Source organism: Curvibacter delicatus NBRC 14919, assembly GCF_001592265.1.
GTDB lineage: Bacteria > Pseudomonadota > Gammaproteobacteria > Burkholderiales > Burkholderiaceae_C > Hylemonella > Hylemonella delicata.
Genome location: NZ_BCWP01000027.1, coordinates 1 through 18,092 on the forward strand (window position 1 = coordinate 1; position 18,092 = coordinate 18,092).

Consider the following 18,092-nt stretch of genomic DNA (forward strand, 5'->3'; position numbering starts at 1 on the left):
TTGGTGTTACCTGGCCTTTATGCGCTACCAGGTGTTGGAGGATGCTGGCCCAGTTGTCGTGGCAGACTCGGCGCTTCTCGAAGTCGTCTATCAGAACCTCCTTGAGAACAGCGCGCTCATCGCTCACCCATTTCTTGAATTCGTTATAGGCTCGTTTTTCCTTGCTCAGCTCAAATGCCTCGGCCTGTCTAACGAGAATGTAAAAGGTGGGGATGCCGCCATTCAGAGCCCAAAAGTCGACCTGTCTTTTCGGCTTGATGTCGGGGATGAGTAAGGGGCGCTCGCAGAGCGCCGTGACCTCAAAATCGGACTCCAACTCGATGAATTGGCAAAGCGCTGCTTTTCCATACAGCGTCATCCGCCTGTCAGCTTTCAAGCTGAAGACATCAAAACGGAATGATCCGTATGGACGTTTGACGTCCAGAGGCGTGCTAAATGAAAGAGCCATTCCATTACTTCCGAAGAGATCCGGTAAGTAATAGTCTGGTCTTTTGAATTGTCAAATTCCCTTGCTGAATTTGTGAAGGGATTTTGAACTTAACCTGCTTCAACTCCTTGGTAGGGTTGAGTTTTCTTCGGTGTCGCCATTGAAAACAAGGATTCGCGACTTGGTCAAAAAATCAAAATTTGACAGTTTTCTTTGGAAAATCCGGTGTTTGACATTTTTACTTCTGTTTTTTAGCAAGCAAAAATGTCCTTTAAATTTGTAGTCTCCGAGGAAAACAGCGAATTTTTGATGAGACATTTTCCCTTCGCCGGATGAATCAGGAAACACTGAATTTGACGATGGGCACGGACGGGTCGGCAAATGAAGCGCCCAAGGCGATCTCGCCTCGCCCATGAAGGACGCATTCATCTCGACGTAGCTGGACATCGGTACCCGCACCTTCAAAACGCACCCAGGAACCGTAGCTGCTGACGTCCACCAGCATGATGCTGCCATTGCGCCACTCGATACGGGCATGGGTCCGGGAGACCCGCGGGTCATTGACGACAAAGTCGGAATGGCGGATCCGGCCAATGTGGGCCGGCAATTCGAATGATCTGAGTGTTTTGACCTGGTCAAGCTGCGTGAGCTCGATCTGTCCGCCCAAGGCATCCCCCATTGCAGCCAGCTCAACCGGATCCACATCGGCCTGGCGCGTCAGGAACTCACTGGGGTCTTCCTCCTGCCATTCGACGCGGTAGACGGTACAGGGTTCGGCCCGGCCGCGAACATTGATGGGGCCCAGCAAACGGAAGCGCACGCCGTCCAGACGGTCGGCATAGTCAAGCTCAGCGCTGCTGACCCAGATTTCATGGGCACCGCACAGATCATTCAGACGGGAGGCCACATTGACGGCGTCCCCGTAACAGTCGCCATCCACCGTCTCGACCTCGCCCGTGGAGACGCCAACCCGGATGGGCATGCGCAAGGCCGGTGATTGCTGCGCCAAGCGCTTCTGATGGGCACGCTGCATGTCGACCACGGCATCGACGGCACTGGAGGCCGTCGGGAAAACTGCCAGCACGCCATCCCCCAGGGTCTTGACGACACGACCGCCATGAGAGGCAAACAGTTCGCTGATCCACCGGGTGAGTTGCGTCACGGCCTGGGTGGCCTTGGCGTTTCCCAATAATTCAAAGACAGCTGTGCTGCCAATCAAATCTGTGAATACGACGGTCGTCTGGACACCCATGCGCTGGATTTCTGTTTCCTGTTCAGGGGGAGAGTTTAGGGCATAGACCGGCAGCCCGGAAATTCCCTCAACTGGGCTTGAACTGGATCGCCTTGTATTCGAGGAATTCCTCGAAACCGTACTTGCCGTTTTCGCGGCCGATGCCGGATTGCTTGTAACCGCCAAACGGGGCATTGGAATTGAACGGCGCACCGTTGATGTCAACCTGGCCGGTACGGACACGACGGGCCACCGCCACGGCACGTGCCTCATCCTTGCTCCAGACGCCGCCGCCCAAGCCATAAATCGTGTTGTTGGCAATGCGGACCGCCTCGTCCTCGTCGCGGTAGGTGATGATCACCAGCACCGGGCCGAAAATTTCCTCCCGTGCGAGCGTGTCGCCGGGCTGGACACGCAAAATAGTGGGCTGCACGAAGTAGCCTTTGTCAAAGGACGGGCGAGCCGCCCCACCGGCGATCACTTCGGCGCCCTCCTTGATGCCCTGCTCAATGAGCCCCAGCACGCGGTCACGCTGGGCGGCGCTGACCAAGGGGCCGAGACGGCTGGTTTCCTCCAGGCTGGGGCCGATGTTGTATTTGGCAATCGCCGCCTGCGCCAGGGCCTTGACTTCCGCCAACCGGTGCTCAGGCACCAGCATGCGGGTGTGTGCCGAGCAGGTCTGGCCGCTGTTGAGCAGGCAGGCCGACAAGGTGCCTTTGACGGCGGCCTCGAAGTCGGCATCGTCGAGGATGATGCTGGCCGACTTGCCGCCCAGCTCCAGCGCCACCTTCTTGACGCTCTGGCTGGCCAATTCGCCCACACGCTTGCCGGCACGGGTGGAGCCGGTGAAGCTCACCATGTCGACTTCCGGGTGGCTGGCCAGTACCTCGCCAACGACGGGGCCGGCCCCGTTGACCAGATTGAAGACACCGGGCGGCAACCCGGCCTCGTGGATGATCTCGGCCAGCAGCATGGCATTGACGGGTGCAATCTCGCTCGGCTTGAGCACCACGGTGCAGCCGGCGCCCAGCGCCGCCGCCACCTTGAGGGTGATCTGGTTGAGCGGAAAGTTCCAGGGCGTGATGCAGCCGACCACCCCGATCGGCTCGCGTACCACCAGCGAGTTGCCTACCCTCTCCTCCCATTCAAAAGCACGGGTGACCTTGGCGAAGTTGGCCCAGTTCCAGACCGGCCCGCCCACCTGCACACTGCGTGCCAGCTTGAGCGGCATGCCGACCTCGCGGGCAATGGCGGTGGCCACCTCGTCCGTACGTGCCTTGAGGCCCGTCGCAATCTTGTCGAGGTAGTCCGCCCGGGTCTGCGCCGGCAAGCCGGCCCAGCCGTCAAACGCGGCACGTGCCGCCATGATGGCGACTGCAGTCTCCTCGGCCGTACCGGCGGGGACGCTGGCCATGACCTCTTCCGTGCTCGAGTCATGGACCAGGAAAGTCTCTTTGGACTTGGCCGGAACCCAATGGCCGGCAATGTAGTGGGCGTTGAAGGCGTGCATGCGGAAGCTCATTTCCTTGAAAACGGGACGTACTGCTTTAGATACTACTTGATCTATCTCTGTTAACTCGCTGATTTTCATGTTGATTTCAGCAGGTGCCCCGGGGAAAACCCTAGTGCCTACCGGCGCGTGGCTGGCGTATGGTCCGGCACATAAGGGAGTCAAAAAAATGATGCGTTGGATGCCCGCTAACATCATCAGCAGCATGCAAACCCTGCTTGGAGGGCCGCTTGCCGAGCCAGCGCACAGCAGTGCGCAGATCGAAGTCATACGGCAGACCATGCTTGACCGCCTGGCCAGCGGCGGTGACGCCGCCTTTCCTCAGATCAAACGCCGCATTCTGCTGGTGACTGACCTGCAAGGCCTCTGGTATCTGCGCAGTGACTTGATGGGCGCCCTCTCCTCTCTGCATGGGGAGTTCCTTGCCCGTCAAAGCATCGAAGAGATCACGGGCATGTTCGAAGGGCTGTTGCCCAAAAGCATGTTTTCCCGCCCGCGCAGGCACTGAGCCACCAGGCTCAATCCTGGTGACCCCAAAGCAGCAGAACATCACGCCCCTGCACCACCAAGTCGGTTTTAGTGCCCACCGGCAACAGCACCTTGGTTGGCACGTGACCGAAAGGCAGATTGGTCAGTACCGGTACCTTGAGTTGGCTGCGCAGCCAGCTCACCACGCTTTGCAGTTTGAACCCCTTGTCGTGCGGCACCAGTTTGTACTCGGTGAACTGGCCCAGCACGATAGCCCTCTGCTGCGCCAGGACGCCCGCGTGCAGCAGTTGGCTGAGCATGCGTTCGATCCGGTAGGGGTGCTCCGCTACATCTTCCAGGAACAGAATGCCCCCCTGGATCTGCGGAAAGTACGGGGTGCCGACCAGCGAGCACAGCACCGCCAGGTTGCCGCCCCACAGCACGCCATCCTTGATGACAAATGAGGCTTCATCCCCCATGCGGCGGGCGTGAAAAGCTCCTGTTTTTATAGCATCCGGCAGGGCCTCGCGAGGCTGGCGCCAACCGGTGCCCTCCCCCTGGCCCTGGATCATGTCCTCAAAGCAGGCCTCCATGATCTCGTCCGGCCCGCCGCGGCCATGGTGACCGTGGCCATCGGCCGCATCGGCCTGATCCGTCACGCCAAAGCCTTCGCACAGTGATGGGCCGGCCCAGGTGGGGCTGCCAGTGCGGGCCAGCACGGCCAGCTGGAAAGCCGTGAAATCACTCAGACCGACGAACTGGGTGCCGCGCTCGATGGCCTTGGCCACCGCTTTGTAGGGAAGGTCACCCAGGATGCGCGTCAGGCCGTAGCCGCCGCGCGAAATCATGGCGACATCGGCGCCGCTGGCGGCGGCGCGCTGGATGGCGGCCAGGCGGGTGGCATCGTCGCCGGCGAAACGCTGGAATGAGGACAGTGCCGCCTCATCGACCTCGACTTCGTGCCCCAGGGCCTGCAGCCGCTTCACCCCACGGCGGAAAGCCGCCTTGTCGCGCACGGCACCGGAGGGGGAATAGATGTAGATGTGTTTTGACATAAATCGATTGAAAATCAAGACCCCATTGTCGGGTCTGTTCAGGGCGTGAAGTGGCGTACGGCGGCTTGCGCAATGGACTCGCCCTGCTCCTGCACAAAATGGCCGGCGTTATCCAGCAGCAGCGGTTCGGGGCAGCCGCGAATCATGGTCTGCAGCTCGCGCATGACCGGCAGGCCCAGCACCGGGTCCTGGATGCCTACCGCCATCAGGCTGCGGCCCTGCCAATCATGGCGCCAGAACTCGCGCGCCTGGCGTGACATGGCCGCGCCGTCGGCATCCTCGGACTCCGGCACCATGGGCGGGAAAGCGCGCAAGGCAGCGCGGTGACCGCGGTCGGGAAACGGTGCGTTGTAGGCCTCGCACTCCGCCTCTGTCAGGTGCGGATTGCCGCGTTGCAGCAGCCGGCCGACGTCGAAATCCGGCTTCTTGGCACACATCTCGCGCCAAGCGAGAAAGCCGGGGGACAGGGGGACATCGCCCGTAGCCAGCAACGTGTTCATCACCAGCAGGCCACGGTAGCGGCCCGGGTCGGCCATGGGCAGGGTCAGGCCGAGCAGGCCGCCCCAGTCCTGCACCACCAGCACCATGTTGTCGAGGTCCAGCCGCTGCACGAATTCAAGCAATACCTGGCGATGCCAGCTGAAGCTGTGGGCACTTTCCTTTTTCGGCTTGTCGCTCTTGCCGAAGCCGATCAGGTCCGGCGCCACCACGCGGTGGCCGGCCGCCAGAAACGTCGGGATCATCTTGCGGTACAGGTAGCTCCAGCTCGGGTTGCCATGCAGGCACAGCCAGGTCAGGTCGGCATCGGCCGGGCCTTCGTCCAGGTAATGCATGCGCAGCCCGGCCAGTGACGGCAGGTCGTTCAGATAACAAGGGGACCAGGGATAACCCGGCAGATCGGCAAAGCGTGCTTCCGGGGTGCGCAGGGCATCTTCGCGCAGCGGTTGGCTGGCGCTGCGCGACTGGCCCCGCTTGTTCTGGAAAAACGCCTGCAGCAAGGCGGCGCACTCCTGCGCCATGACGCCGCCTTCCACCTGCGTCTGGTGATTCAGTTGCGGCTGCGCGAAAAGGTTGAGCACTGAGCCGGCGGCGCCCGTCTTGGGGTCGGCTGCGCCATAGACCACACGCTGCAGCCGTGCATGCAGCATGGCGCCGCTGCACATGGCACACGGTTCGAGCGTGACGAACAGTTCGCAGCCATCGAGCCGGTAATTGCCCAAGGCCGCGGCGGCGGCACGCAAGGCCATGATCTCGGCGTGGGCGCTCGGGTCGTGGCCGCCAATCGGCGCGTTGTGGCCGACGCCGATGACCTGCCCATGCCGCACCACCACGGCCCCGACCGGCACCTCGCCCGCCTGCCCTGCCAGGTGCGCCTGTTGCAGGGCGAGTGCCATGAACTGTGCATCCGTCATGTCATTTGGCCTTTTTTGCTATCAAAAGTGTAGCTATTGGCGCTGTGTTTAAAGGGTTCAATCTTACTTTTATGCCTGTTGCCCGATGCCGAGGCGGTCCATCCACTCGCCCAGCGCCTGCGCATTGGCATCGCCGGCGGCATAAGCCTGGCGCATCGCCGCGTGCGACTCGGGGCGGTGCTGGTTGAGGTTGAGCTTGAGCTTGAGCTTGAGCTTGAGCTTGCACTGCAGTTCCGTGACGCGCAACTCGAAGGCCACAATGCCGGCCAGCATCTTGTGCGCATAGTCTTCACCCAGACTGCGCCATTGCGCGGCATAGGCCGGCTCATGGTCGCCGATGAGCTGTTTCAGCAGCCAGTCCTTGGCCTCGGCCTCCTCGATCAAGCGGGCCTCCACCTTGCAGTGCACGGCCAGGTAGTTCCAGGTCGGCACCCGCATCAGGTCGGGATAAACGGCAGGCGATAGATAGGCATGGGGGCCAAGAAAGGTGACGAGCGCCTGCGGTCGGGCCTGCAGGTAACGCCAGTGGGCATTGGGCTTGGCCACATGGCCGAGCAGGACCAGGTCATCGCCCTGCTCTTGCGCATGCAGCGGCAGATGCGTCACATAGGGCCACCCGGCTTCGTCGGTGCTGATCAGGCTGGCCAGTGGATGGCCACGCATGAGTGCAAGCGCATGGCTGCGGTCGTCAGACTTGAATTGGGGCGGCAGGTACATGGTGGAGCGAGTGTAGCCCCACCGACGTCAGCCCCGTGCCGGCTTCCCGCGCGCCCGGAGCCACGCTTCGAGCTCCGGCATAGGCAAGGCCTGTGCATAAAGAAAACCCTGCGCTTCATGGCACCCCATGGCCAACAAGGTTTGGGCCTGCAGCTCGTCTTCGACCCCTTCGGCAATGATGGTCATGCCCAGGTTGCGCCCAAGTTCAACCACCATGTTGGCGATGTGCCCGCCTTGGACCTGCTGATTGAGCTCGCTCACAAACACACAGTCGATCTTGAGCCGGTCCACCGGCAGCTGGCGCAGCTGGCTGAGCGATGAGTAGCCGGTCCCAAAATCGTCGATGGCAATCGACACCCCGAGCGCCTTGATGGCCGTCAGCGTTTCGAGGATGAAATTGGCATCCTCCATGGCCACGGATTCGGTGATCTCAAGCTCCAGCTTGGCCGGCTCGATGCCGGTGTCTTGCAGGGCTGCCCGCAGCTTGTCCAGGAAGGTCGGGTGGCGGAACTGGATCAGCGAGACATTGACCGACATGCGCAGATCCGACCACCCCTTGGACCGGAGCCGGTTCAGCTCATGGCATGCCGTGCGCAACACCCAGTCGCCCAGCACCACGATCAGGCCGGAGGTTTCCGCCAGCGGGATGAACTGCTCTGGCGGGACGAAACCGCCGTCGCCGTCACGCCAACGCAGCAAGGCCTCCATGCCGACAGGTTGGCCCGTCCGGAGGTTGATCTGCGGCTGGTAGACAATGAACAGGCGATCGTTGTCCACGGCGCTGCGCAGACCACGCAGCAAGCGCACCCGCTCCCGGATGTCGAAGCCCATCTCATTGGAAAAGACGACATAGTCGCCACGACGATTCTTCTTGGCGCGTTTGAGGGCGATATTCGCGTCCTTGAGGGCATCCAGGCCATCGCCAAGAACATTGCTCAGGCGCACCAGGCCGAGCGTGGCCGTGACGACCATGCTGTCATCCTGAACGGCAAAGGGCTCACGGAACAAGGCCAGGATGCCGACCGGATCCAGGGTGTCCTGGTTGCCCATCAGACCGAAGGTGTCGCCACCGATGCGTGCCAGCACGGCACCGGCCCCCAGATTGTTTCGCAGCCGTTCCGACACGGCCAGCAACAGCCGGTCGCCCTGCTGATGTCCCAGCGCATCGTTGACTTCCGAAAAGTCATCCACGTCGAGGATGGCGATCATCTGATTGCCGACCTCCTTGTGCTGCAGCTGCTCGTTGATCAGGTCAACGAAGCGGTTGCGGTTGGGCAGGCGCGAGAGCCGGTCGTAAAAAGCCAGCTCATCCAGTGCGCGGATCTGCCGATAGGCACGCAGGGCGGAGGTGATCGTGGCAAAGAGCTTGGTGCGTGTCAGCTCTGATTTGGTCTTGTAGTCGTTGATGTCGTAATCGTGGATGGTCTCGATTTCCGGCGCCTGCCCGGGTTGTCCGGTGCGCAGGATGATGCGCACATCGGGCAGCTGGAGTTCATTGCGAATGGTTTTCACCAGATCGAGGCCGGCGTGCTCGCGCTCCATGACCACATCAAGCAACACCACGGCAATGTCGTCTTCCTTCTTCAGAAGATCGATGGCCTCGGCCGCGGAGTAGGCATGCAGAAACTCCAGCGTCTGGTTCAGGATGGTGACGCCGGCCAGCGCAAAGGTTGTGGCCCGATGAACATCGGGCTCGTCATCCACAATCAGAACCCGCCAAGCCGCACGTACGATCTCCTGGTTCTCCTGACCATCGTCTGCGAACAGCAACTCGTCTGCGTCTCCAACTGACGCCACGGCATTCATGGGAAGCATGGGTTCATTTTGCATGAGCGGGAAGCCATAGGGCAAGGGGTATTCAGGCGCTGGGCATCCACAAAGTGACAGTGGTACCGACGTCGGGCTGGCTTTCAAGCACCATATCGCCACCATGAAGCTCGATGATTTCCTTCACGATGCTCATGCCAAGCCCCGTGCCGGGAATCTTGCCCGAGTTGTCGGCACGGTAAAACCGTTCGCTGACGCGCCTGAGCTGATCGGGCGTCATGCCAATGCCTTGGTCCGTGATCCGGATGCCGGTTCGCTGACCCTTGCCTTTCGGATCAGGAGCATCGATCAGCGCAATGGAGACGGAACCGCCACCAGGCGAGTACTTGTAGGCATTCGACAACACGTTGGTAATCGCCAGCGTCAATTTCGTGCGGTCGGCCTGCACCCAGTGCGGCGTCGTGTCTTGCGGCCCTGAGGGACCCGGACGCTCATTGGGCGCCTTGAAGCTGGCGTTGATCTCCTGCACCAGCTCACGCACGTCAAGACGTTGAAAATTGAAATCCTTGCCACGCCTGGCATCGATGCGCGCCAGATCAAGCAACTCGTTGACGATTGAAATCATCAGCTGCGATTGCCGGTGGATGGCGCTGACGCAGTCCTTTTTCTTTTCCTCCGACAGCCGGTGGTTCAGCAGCAGTTCAGAAAAACCGTAAATGCTGGCCATGGGGGTACGCAACTCGTGTGCTGCGGTCGAAAGAAACTGGCTTTTCATCCGGTCCACCTCGGTTTCGTGGGTCACGTCCCGCAGGTAAAGAATCTGTCGGACGGTTTCAGCATCCGACAGACGGACGCCGACCTCCAGCACGCGCTTGCCCTGCTGCATCTCGATCAGATGGCGTTGCTTGCTACGGCCCTCGCCTGCCGATTCAAGCTCCGACTGATGGGCCGCACGCAGTGCCGCCATGCCTGGGAATACGGCCTGTTCGCGGCATTGACGTGCCAGGCGCGTCGAGAATTCGGCTTCGTCGAGCCCCACTACATCCGATTCATCCAGCCCGGTCATGCGCCTGAATGCAGGGCTGGCGTATTTGACATGGTGTTCCGCATCAAAAGAGACAAAACCATCCGGGCTGAGCGAGAAGATGGCGTTGAGCTGCTCGGTTCGGTCACGAACGCGCGCTTCCGCCGCACGACGGTCGGTGATGTCGGTATTGGAGCCCGCCATGCGAACGGGTATCCCGTCCTCGTCAAAAAGCGCCTTGCCCCGGCTCAGTACCCACTTGTAGTTGCCATCTCGACAGCGCAATCGGTATTCGGCTTCAAAGAACTCGGTTTCGCCCTTGAGGTGCCGCTGGTACAGCGCCGTGACCCGTTCGACGTCATCGGGGTGGACGCGCAGGCGCCAGTCGTCCGTGCTGTTGGCGGGCACATCGGCCGGGTAGCCCAGCATCGTTTTGATGCGGTCTGAATAAAAGACTTCACCCGTCGTCAGGTTCCAGTCCCATACCCCATCGTTGGCGCCGCGCAGGGCCAGCTCCCAACGCTGCTCACTTTCTGCGAGTGCTTGCGCCGTGGTCTTGAACTCGGTGATATCGATCCGGTTGCCGACGATATAGCCACTGGGCGTCCGGTGTTCGACGATCAGCAACCAGCGCCCGTCACTCAGATGTTGCTCAATGGGAATACCGCGGGCCTGCTGATGCTGGCTCGTCCGTTGTGCCACCCAAGCCTCAATGTTCCCCGCGGCCTCGTGGTATTGACCGCGCTCGGCGCCTTGCCGGATGATGTCTTCAAAGCGTGCACCGGGCACGATCAGGTCGCGACTCTGTTCGTAGAAGCGCAGATACGCCTCATTGCACATCACGAGGCGGTCGTCCTGGTCATAGATGGTGAAGCCCACGGCAATGCTCTGAACCGCCTCGCGCAGAAGATTGCTCGCGGTTTCCGCCTCGCGCCGGCTAGCTTCGTATTCATGTGTGCGCTCGGTGACGCGGTTTTCAAGATCCGCATAGGACTCGCGCAGGCGATCCACCATGGTGTTGAACGCGACCGAAATCCGGCCGAATTCATCATCGCGGCCGACCGGCAGCTTGGCGACCGGTCGACCTGATGCCGCAATTTCCTCTGCGACCGCCGCAATTTCCCCCAATGGCCCCGCGATGAATCGGGCCCCCCATCGGGCGAAAGCGACAACCCCGACCAGCACGAAGGTTCCGATCACCGTGAAAACGATCAGCAGCAGATCCAGGGAGCGAAAGGTTGCCGTCTGGTCGCGCGACAGGACGATCCTGAAATCTGTCGTATCCAGTGGCGCCGGCAGCCGCAGCACGTTGGCGCGCTCGAAGGCCTTTTCTTGAGGACGCTCCCCCGCCAGCAGATTCCCCTCGGCATCGCCGATCCAGACGCTGTCATCCCACTCCTTGCTGAGTAGCGGCACCAGGGGAACGCGCAAGATGACGCCGCCTTCGACATTGTTGGTCAGCCGGTAGCGTATCGGCAGCGCCAGCAAGAGTGTTGCCGATGGTTGGCCCGTCTGCTCAATCTGTTGCGTTGCCTGCCCGCTTTTCATCATGGCTTGAAAGCTGCTGTTCGTGCTGTAGTCGGGCGGGTTGGTGTGCGTGCTGGCAGCGATCCGCCCACGGTAGTCCACCACCGTGATGTCTGCCCCTGTCACGGTCAGCCGCTGATTGCGCAGCAAGGGGTCCAGATAAGTCTCACGACCACGCGAATCCGCCAGCGCATTGGCGGTGACGGGGTTGACGGCCAATGACTCGGCCAGCGTGATGATGCCGGCAAGCCGCAACTCAATTTCGCGCTGCTCCAGCAAGGCATGCGCTTCCAGCAGGGCTTCCGTGTTCTGGATCAACTGGTTGCGGAACAGCACATAGGAGGTCAGCACCATGACGGCGCCAAGCGCCAGTGCTGCGGCCAACAGAGTCGTCGTGATCTTGCCTCTCAGATCGAGCTGCAAGAAGCTGTTCAACACGAACTGCGGGAATTGCCTGAAGCGCCCCATGTTGTTCTTATTTCCCAATCGACTTCAAGGTTCCATCCTTGGAAAAACGGGCCATGCGGACCTGCCGCTTCTCCAGCGCATCGTGCCGGGCCGGCGTGAAAGGCTTCGCATAGCGCCTGACCAGGCCATCGTAGGTATCCAGGCGTTCCAGGGCACTGCGGATGGCCGCGCGGTTGGTGCTGCCCGCCTTCTGGATCGCTTGCGCCAGCAGATGCGTCATGTCATACGCATGGGCAAATCCCACCTGGGCACGCAGCTGGCTGACGTCCATCCCGTAGAGGCGCTTCACCCCGGCGGCGACCGCTTGCGCCTTGGCGCTGAGCGGATCGCTGAAGCTGAAGGTATGGACCACGGTGAAATCAATCTGCTCCAGATACGGACGTGCCGCGGCGCCGAAATCACCGCCCAGCAAGCCCCAGTGCGAAATGATGGGCAAGCGTTGCGCCGCCGGCAGCGCTGCCATCTGCTTGACGATTGGCAAACCCTCGAACTCGTTGGTCACGGTCAGCACTGCCCGCGCTCCCCTGGCATGAGCTTGCGCCAGGCGCTCACTGAAGTCGGTGTCGCCCCAGTTGTACCAGAACACCTCATGCCGGAGGTCCCTGTGGCGACTGGCATAAGCCAGCAGGGCGGCCTCACTGCTGCGTCCCCATGCGGTATTGGGCACAAACATGGCGATCTGTTTGATACCGCGCGCGCGCGCATGCTCCAGCATGGTCTCAATCGCCCAACTGTCGGTCAGCGACAGGCGAAACGCATAGTTGGGCTCGCCGCTGCGCGCTTTGGTAATGTCATCTGCGGCCGACCAGGGATCCAGCAAAGGCAAGCCCAGCTTGCTGGCCAACGGGGCAATTTCCAGCGCGACGGGTGAGAAGCGGCCGCAGAACACGGCCACGACATCGGACTGGCGGGCAAAGTCTGCAAAATTGTCGACGCCCCGTGCTGGCACACCGCGGTCATCACGGGTTTCCAGCTTGAGTGGACGCCCCCCAAGGACGCCGCCTGCCTCGTTGATTTCATCAATGGCCAGCGCAATGCCTTTTTCGATGGACTGCGCTGTGTGACTGCCCTGAACACCAAACTCAGCCGTCAGGCCAATCACGACTGGCGACAGAGGTTGCGCAGCAGCCAGCCAGTCCATGGTGCACAGGCTGAACAACAGGACGACAAGGAGTCGCCAACGCGATCGATGTATTTTTGCCATAGGCATGCATTCTGTCCGTGGACACTTCCACGGACTTGACAAACAAGAACTTCAATTATGCGTTTTTATCACAATTATCAACTTCGGGCTATAAAAAACGGCCTCGAAAGGCCGTCCGTTGCGTTTATTCCCACTCGATCATCAACAGGCCACGCAAGCCCGCGTGGTTAAAGGGATTTGCGATGATCGACATGGGCCATTACCGTCGCTTTTACCGTCATCCGACAAGAGCTTGATCTGGTGCGGAAGATGGAAGGATTTGAGGGGCGACGACTCTAGCAACTCCATCGTCAATCGCCCTCTAGGATAGCGCAGACAAGCACAGCGGTCTTCCTCCAAGCCTCACTTCGCCGATGGCTTCGGCGCTGCCGGCCCTCCCCTCTTGAAACCACGATCCCCCGCCATGAACGCCTCCAGCATGTGCGGGATCAACTTCTCTGCATCGACCGCCTCGCCATACGCCTGCGCGTGCAGCGCGGCGTAGCGGTCGAGGTCGGCTTTCAGGCCGGCCGGGCACGCGAAGGTAAGCTTGACGTTCTCGGTCTTGGGCAGCGGCCCAAGCCGCAGTTTCTTGGTCGCGTTCATTGCGAAGCTCCCCGATTGAAGAACAGGGGCTGGTAGGGCCGCAGCACCAGATCCCGGTTGACGATGATCCGCACCGGCAGCCCGGGCCGCGTGGTCAGCGTCGGCTGGATGTTCATGTTGCGCCGGGTGATCTCCTGGCCGACCTGATTGATGCTGTCCTGGGCGCTGTCACGCCCGGCGATGACGATGCGGTTGCCGTCTTGGCGGTTCTCCGGCGCGGCCAGCTCTGCGCCGACGCCCAGCAGCGTCGTCAGCACCGCACCGGCAAAGATGCGGTTCCAGTGCCAGTCCACGTCATCCTCCAAGCCCGCGTAGCCGGCCGGGTCGGTGCCCACTAGATTGTCGAGCGTCAGCGAGGACGTGTCGGGCAAGATGATCCGGTTCCACACCACTTGCACGCGGCTCTGCCCGTAGCTGACCTGACTGTTGTAGCGCCCGAGGATGCGCGATCCCTGCGGGATCAGCAGGAACTTGCCGGTGGCCGTGTCATAGACCGGCTCCGTCACCGTGGCGATCACGTCGCCCGGCAAGTCCGACTTGATGCCCGCCACCAGCGCGCCGGCGATCACCGTTCCGGCCATCACCTGATACGGAGACGCCGGCAGCGCCAGGTTGCCGGAATTGCGGGTTTCCGTAGAGCCAGCTTTCAGGAACGCTTCTTTCGGATCCTGTTGATTCTGCGTCGCAGTCGGATCGGCAGGCTGGGCCGCTGTCGAGGCCGGCCCAGCGGCGAGCGGATCAAAGGCCGCGAGCGCGTTTGCAGCGCCGGACGCCCCTGGCGCTGCTTGCGCGACCGTAGCGGCGGCCTGCCCTTGGCCGCCTGAGCGGAAGAATACCGACGAAGCCGCCGCCGCTTCCGCCTCCTTCCGCAAGGCGTCGTTGGGGTCGTGGCCGGGCGCCGCGTAGGCGGCCACGGCCGGCTGCTGCGAGTTCACGATGGCCGGGCCAAGGTCGCCAGGCAACGGCGGACCCAGCTCGGGCACATCGGGCGGCAAGGCTGGTGGCAGCTTCGAGTAGTCGGTCGGCAGCGCATCCAGCCCTTCGGACTTCGAGACGCGATCGACGTTGTAAAGCTCGGTTTGCTCGCCCGCACTGCGTCGCTGCGGTTGTAGCGACCAGATCGTGGCCCCAAGGACGGCGACCGACAGGCCGCCGGCGAGGATGGCCAGCGTGCGCCGGTTCAGGCGCGTGACCGGGCGCGGCTGGGCGCGCAGCGCCACCGCCTCGGGCGCTACCTTGCCCGTCTGCGGCGTGGCGAGGTCGGGGGGGTCGTCCTGGCTCATGGTCAGTTCCTCCGTGCAACGCCGTCCGTGCGCTCGATTCGCACCACGTCGCCCTTGTCCCCGCCCAGGCGCAGTTCGGCGGCACCGAACAGCCGATCCACGATGTAGTACGGCGAGCGGAAGCGGTAGTTGACCAGTTGCCCGTCGCCTTCTGGCCCGATCACGAACAGCGGCGGCAGCTCGCCTTGCGCGATGCCGGCGGGGAACTGGATATAGACCTTCTGCCCGTCGTCGAAGGCGCGCAGCGGCTTCCACGGCGGGTTGCTACCGCTGATCGCGTAGCGGAAGCGCAGGTTTTCCAGCGACAAGCCGGAGTCCACCGGCGCGGCGGCGCTGGCCGCCTGCGCCTGGCGCTGCAAGGCCAGTATCCGGTCACGCGGATACTCCCAAGAAGCCGACGCCATCCACGTCTTTTCCGTCGAAGCCAACTCCAGCAGGTACGTCCTGCGGTTGGTGGTGATGACGAGATTGGTCTTGAGGCCCGAGCGGATCGGCTTGACCAGCACATTGACGCGCAGGTCAGCACCGCTGCCGCTCGACGTATCGCCCACGATCCAGCGCACGGTATCGCCAGCGGCCACCGTCACCAGCTCCTCGCCCGACTGGAGCGAAATCACGGTCACGCGGCCCACGGCTGCATAGACTTGGTAGAGCGCGCCATCCGTGAACGGCCACACCTGAATCGCGTTGACGTATCCCTCGCGCGTGGGTGCGACGCGCGCCTCGGCATTGGCCCGAGAGACGCGCACCTTCTCGTCGGCTGGCTCCGGCGTGGGCTTGGCGTCCTCGGCTTCGGGCAATGGCTTCAACTGCGCCGGCATCGGCAGCACCTCGGGCACCGCCACCACCTCCACCGGCGCGGGTGGCTCGGGTAGCTGCTGGGCCTGCACTGGCTCATCGAGCGAGATGGTCGGCGGTGGCTTACCCTGCGTGGCGCAGCCCGCCAGGGCAAGCAAGATCACCGGCAAGGCGGATTTACGGAAAAGATCATTCATGGCTTGGCTCCTTCGGAAGAATCCAGTTCGCGGCTCCACGACAGGCCGTTGACGTAGATGCCCAGGGGGTTCTTGCGCAGGCGTTCTTCGGTGCGCGGCGGCTGGAGCACGATGGACACCACGGCCGTCCACCGCTCCAAGCCCGCCGCGGCGCCGTTGACGTAGCGGCGTTCCGTCCAGCGCACGTTGAAAGACGTGTCGCTGGCGCGCACGACGCTGGTGATCTGCACCGTCACCGACTCCTTGCCGATGCGCGCGAACGGGTCGTTGACCCGTGCGTAGTCGTTGAGCACGGCCGCGCCCTTGTCGGTCATGTAATCGTAGGCGTCCAGCCAGTTCTGGCGGACGACGATGGGGTCGATGGACAGCGAGCGCACCAGCGTCACGAAGCGCGCGATGTGGTGCGCGGTCTGCGCATCGTTGGGCCGGTATGGCGTGGCGGCTTCACCCACGGCGCGTACCTGGCCCGCGTTGTCCACCTCCACGACGTAGGGCGTCACGATGGATTGCGCCGAGCGCCACACCAGGCCGCCGGCCATCAGCAGCGCAAGCGTCAGGCAGCCGAAGGCCATCAGGCGCCAGTTCTTCGCCTGCACGCGCGGCGAGCCGATGCGCTCGTCCCACACTTGGCCGGCAGCTTGGTACGGCGTGGCAGGTTGCGGCGTGTCGGCGTAGCGCACCTGCGGTTTCTTGAATCGCATGGTCAGTTCTCCTTATGAATCGGAATCGCGCAGGCTCGGCCCCTGGCCTGAGCCGCCGCCATCGCCACCGCGCAGCGCGTGGGCGGTGGTGGTCGCGGCGTGGGTGAGTTGCTGGCGGCGATGCAGGCGCTTGGCCCAAGCGGGCTGTTCCTGTGTCTGCGCCGTAGCGGCGCCGGATGCGGCCTCGCCTGCGGCACCCTGACCGGATGCCGCACCCGCGCCGCCATCGGCAGCAGCGCCATTCCAGCCAGCGCGGAAGGGAGCGGCCATGCGTTGCCCGGCAGCGGAAGCGCGGGATGCAGCGCCTCGCCCGGCTGCCTGCGCGCCGGTCTTGGCGACGTTGCCCAGGCCCGCCATCGCGCCCTTTGCGCCGCCGCCAGCGGCGGCGGAACCGGCCTGGAACGCCGACTTCGCACTGCTGGCCGCCGACGTGGCGGCGCGCGCACCGCTACCGGCCAGCTTCGCGGCAGCCGGGGCCATGCGCGCACCAGCAGCCACGGCGCCACCCACGCCCGTCGCGGCGGCGCCAATGGCGACGGCCGTGCCGGCAGCGCCGACAGCAGCACCGGCCATTGCGCCAGCGCCGAGCTGCGGCGCACCGGAGACGAGGCCCGTGGCGATGCCGGGGCCGAAGATCCCTAGCGCCAGCAAGGTGAGCGAGGCCAGCATGATGACCAGCGCGTGGTCGATAGACGGCTCGGCGGGATGGACTTGGAACTGAGCGAACAAGCCCGAGCCGATACCGACGATCACGGCCAGCACCAGAACCTTGACGCCGGAGGCCACCACGTTGCCCAAGACCTTTTCGGCGAGGAACGCGGTCTTGTTCCAGAGCGCGAATGGCACCAGCACGAATCCGGCGAGCGTGGTCAGCTTGAACTCGATCAGCGTGATGAACAGTTGGATCGCCAGCACGAAGAAGCACAAGACCACGACCAGCCACGCGAGGAACATCACCACGATGGGGTCGAGGTTCACGAACACTTCGGGAAAGCCCGCCATCTCGCCGATCTGCTCCAGAATCGGCGCCCCGGCGTCGATGCCGGTTTTCGCCAGCCGGCCCGGCTGCAAGAAGTTCTCCATCGTGATGGCCGAGCCGGTGGCGGTGATGCCCAATCCCGCAAACGAGCGGAACACGATGCTGGCCAGCCAGTTGAAGTTATTGATGATGTAGGCGAAGGCACCGACGTAGAGCACCTTGCGCAGCAGCTTGGCGATCACGTCCTCGCCCTGGCCGGTGGCATGGCCCATGGCCCAATACAGGCCAGCGATCGTCATGTCGATGACGATCAGCGTGGCCGTGAGGAACGCCACTTCGCCCCGCAGCAGCCCGAAACCCGAGTCGATATAAGCGGCAAAGGTGTTGAGGAATTGGTCGATGATGGTCACGTCATTCATGGCGTGTCCTCCGGTTCGGCGGGAACGGCCGGCGCCATGCCATCGGCCGGTTCCTCGAAGCTCGGCGGGATCGGCGGCAGGTCGGCCAGCGTCTGGTATTCATCCGGCCCGGCCTCGCCGGAAAAGAAGCGCCGCCGGAAGGCTTCGGCGGCGGCACGGCAAGCGTCCTCGCCCGTGGCCTGCCGGTCGGCCGCGCATTGCGCGCGCAATGCCTTGAGCCGCACGGGATCGGCGGCCAGGGCATCGGCAAGGTGGTCGGCCGGCTGCTCGCCGCAAGCGGCCAGCAGCGCGACACACAGGACGAGGACGCATCGCATGGC

The 18,092-nt window shown here is 62.9% G+C and carries 15 protein-coding genes and 1 pseudogene; 1 reads left to right on the forward strand and 15 read right to left on the reverse strand.

Features of this window, described 5'->3' with window-relative positions; translation table 11 throughout:
• The 3 genes and pseudogenes from CDE01S_RS12820 to CDE01S_RS12830 form a co-directional block, all read right to left on the reverse strand.
• Positions 1 to 448, reverse strand: a pseudogene (locus CDE01S_RS12820) (hypothetical protein); the annotation flags it as partial.
• 316 nt (positions 449 to 764) lie between these two features.
• Entirely contained in the window at positions 765 to 1,679 is a 915-nt protein-coding gene (locus tag CDE01S_RS12825) for an adenylate/guanylate cyclase domain-containing protein (protein ID WP_066708143.1), read from the reverse strand.
• 67 nt (positions 1,680 to 1,746) lie between these two features.
• Positions 1,747 to 3,168: an aldehyde dehydrogenase family protein gene (locus tag CDE01S_RS12830; protein WP_066708146.1), complete on the reverse strand. Its 1,422-nt coding sequence runs from the start codon at positions 3,166 to 3,168 to the stop codon at positions 1,747 to 1,749.
• Positions 3,169 to 3,373: 205 nt separating this feature from the next.
• Here CDE01S_RS12830 and CDE01S_RS12835 point away from each other — a divergent pair, with 205 nt between their 5' ends.
• On the forward strand, positions 3,374 to 3,676 hold the full coding sequence (locus CDE01S_RS12835; protein WP_218016521.1) for a hypothetical protein: 303 nt from the start codon (positions 3,374 to 3,376) through the stop codon (positions 3,674 to 3,676).
• 10 nt (positions 3,677 to 3,686) lie between these two features.
• Here CDE01S_RS12835 and CDE01S_RS12840 read toward each other — a convergent pair whose 3' ends face one another.
• The 12 genes from CDE01S_RS12840 to CDE01S_RS12895 all read right to left on the reverse strand — a co-directional run bounded on the left by CDE01S_RS12840 (position 3,687) and on the right by CDE01S_RS12895 (position 18,089).
• On the reverse strand, positions 3,687 to 4,691 hold the full coding sequence (locus tag CDE01S_RS12840) for an LD-carboxypeptidase (RefSeq protein ID WP_066708151.1): 1,005 nt from the start codon (positions 4,689 to 4,691) through the stop codon (positions 3,687 to 3,689).
• 38 nt (positions 4,692 to 4,729) lie between these two features.
• On the reverse strand, positions 4,730 to 6,103 hold the full coding sequence (gene tadA, locus CDE01S_RS12845; protein WP_066708159.1) for a tRNA adenosine(34) deaminase TadA: 1,374 nt from the start codon (positions 6,101 to 6,103) through the stop codon (positions 4,730 to 4,732).
• Positions 6,104 to 6,172: 69 nt separating this feature from the next.
• Positions 6,173 to 6,820 (reverse strand): FMN-binding negative transcriptional regulator, encoded by a 648-nt coding sequence (locus CDE01S_RS12850; RefSeq protein WP_066708162.1) that lies wholly within the window; start codon positions 6,818 to 6,820, stop codon positions 6,173 to 6,175.
• Between the two features lie 27 nt (positions 6,821 to 6,847).
• Positions 6,848 to 8,635, reverse strand: a complete 1,788-nt coding sequence (locus CDE01S_RS12855) for a putative bifunctional diguanylate cyclase/phosphodiesterase (RefSeq protein WP_245636171.1) — start codon at positions 8,633 to 8,635, stop codon at positions 6,848 to 6,850.
• 43 nt (positions 8,636 to 8,678) lie between these two features.
• Positions 8,679 to 11,561 carry an ATP-binding protein gene (locus CDE01S_RS12860; protein WP_218016522.1) on the reverse strand — a complete coding sequence of 961 codons (2,883 nt, stop codon included), beginning with the start codon at positions 11,559 to 11,561 and terminating at the stop codon, positions 8,679 to 8,681.
• Between the two features lie 52 nt (positions 11,562 to 11,613).
• The gene (locus tag CDE01S_RS12865) at positions 11,614 to 12,810 is read right to left on the reverse strand and encodes an ABC transporter substrate-binding protein (protein ID WP_169802263.1); all 1,197 of its coding nucleotides are present in this window, start codon (positions 12,808 to 12,810) and stop codon (positions 11,614 to 11,616) included.
• Positions 12,811 to 13,152: 342 nt separating this feature from the next.
• On the reverse strand, positions 13,153 to 13,395 hold the full coding sequence (locus tag CDE01S_RS12870; protein ID WP_066708172.1) for a DUF2274 domain-containing protein: 243 nt from the start codon (positions 13,393 to 13,395) through the stop codon (positions 13,153 to 13,155).
• On the reverse strand, positions 13,392 to 14,678 hold the full coding sequence (locus CDE01S_RS12875) for a TraB/TrbI/VirB10 family type IV secretion system protein (protein WP_066708174.1): 1,287 nt from the start codon (positions 14,676 to 14,678) through the stop codon (positions 13,392 to 13,394). Before CDE01S_RS12875 ends, CDE01S_RS12870 begins: the two co-directional genes overlap by 4 nt.
• A 2-nt stretch (positions 14,679 to 14,680) precedes the next feature.
• Positions 14,681 to 15,673, reverse strand: a complete 993-nt coding sequence (gene trbG, locus CDE01S_RS12880; RefSeq protein ID WP_058907018.1) for a P-type conjugative transfer protein TrbG — start codon at positions 15,671 to 15,673, stop codon at positions 14,681 to 14,683.
• Positions 15,670 to 16,374: a conjugal transfer protein TrbF gene (trbF, locus tag CDE01S_RS12885; RefSeq protein WP_066708175.1), complete on the reverse strand. Its 705-nt coding sequence runs from the start codon at positions 16,372 to 16,374 to the stop codon at positions 15,670 to 15,672. Before trbF ends, trbG begins: the two co-directional genes overlap by 4 nt.
• Positions 16,375 to 16,386: 12 nt before the next feature.
• Positions 16,387 to 17,772 carry a P-type conjugative transfer protein TrbL gene (gene trbL / locus CDE01S_RS12890; protein ID WP_066708176.1) on the reverse strand — a complete coding sequence of 462 codons (1,386 nt, stop codon included), beginning with the start codon at positions 17,770 to 17,772 and terminating at the stop codon, positions 16,387 to 16,389.
• Positions 17,769 to 18,089: a hypothetical protein gene (locus tag CDE01S_RS12895; protein ID WP_012076303.1), complete on the reverse strand. Its 321-nt coding sequence runs from the start codon at positions 18,087 to 18,089 to the stop codon at positions 17,769 to 17,771. The genes trbL and CDE01S_RS12895 overlap by 4 nt, the downstream gene beginning before the upstream one ends.
• Positions 18,090 to 18,092 lie beyond the last annotated feature (3 nt).

What these genes read in the sequence shown, in the direction of transcription:
- CDE01S_RS12825 (WP_066708143.1), bottom strand. Translation starts at nt 1,679, where the DNA reads ATGGGTGTCCAGACGACCGTCGTATTCACAGATTTGATTGGCAGCACA.
- CDE01S_RS12830 (WP_066708146.1), bottom strand. Translation starts at nt 3,168, where the DNA reads ATGCACGCCTTCAACGCCCACTACATTGCCGGCCATTGGGTTCCGGCC.
- CDE01S_RS12835 (WP_218016521.1), top strand. Translation starts at nt 3,374, where the DNA reads ATGCAAACCCTGCTTGGAGGGCCGCTTGCCGAGCCAGCGCACAGCAGT.
- CDE01S_RS12840 (WP_066708151.1), bottom strand. Translation starts at nt 4,691, where the DNA reads ATGTCAAAACACATCTACATCTATTCCCCCTCCGGTGCCGTGCGCGAC.
- tadA (WP_066708159.1), bottom strand. Translation starts at nt 6,103, where the DNA reads ATGACGGATGCACAGTTCATGGCACTCGCCCTGCAACAGGCGCACCTG.
- CDE01S_RS12850 (WP_066708162.1), bottom strand. Translation starts at nt 6,820, where the DNA reads ATGTACCTGCCGCCCCAATTCAAGTCTGACGACCGCAGCCATGCGCTT.
- CDE01S_RS12855 (WP_245636171.1), bottom strand. Translation starts at nt 8,635, where the DNA reads ATGCTTCCCATGAATGCCGTGGCGTCAGTTGGAGACGCAGACGAGTTG.
- CDE01S_RS12865 (WP_169802263.1), bottom strand. Translation starts at nt 12,810, where the DNA reads ATGGCAAAAATACATCGATCGCGTTGGCGACTCCTTGTCGTCCTGTTG.
- CDE01S_RS12870 (WP_066708172.1), bottom strand. Translation starts at nt 13,395, where the DNA reads ATGAACGCGACCAAGAAACTGCGGCTTGGGCCGCTGCCCAAGACCGAG.
- CDE01S_RS12875 (WP_066708174.1), bottom strand. Translation starts at nt 14,678, where the DNA reads ATGAGCCAGGACGACCCCCCCGACCTCGCCACGCCGCAGACGGGCAAG.
- trbG (WP_058907018.1), bottom strand. Translation starts at nt 15,673, where the DNA reads ATGAATGATCTTTTCCGTAAATCCGCCTTGCCGGTGATCTTGCTTGCC.
- trbF (WP_066708175.1), bottom strand. Translation starts at nt 16,374, where the DNA reads ATGCGATTCAAGAAACCGCAGGTGCGCTACGCCGACACGCCGCAACCT.
- trbL (WP_066708176.1), bottom strand. Translation starts at nt 17,772, where the DNA reads ATGAATGACGTGACCATCATCGACCAATTCCTCAACACCTTTGCCGCT.
- CDE01S_RS12895 (WP_012076303.1), bottom strand. Translation starts at nt 18,089, where the DNA reads ATGCGATGCGTCCTCGTCCTGTGTGTCGCGCTGCTGGCCGCTTGCGGC.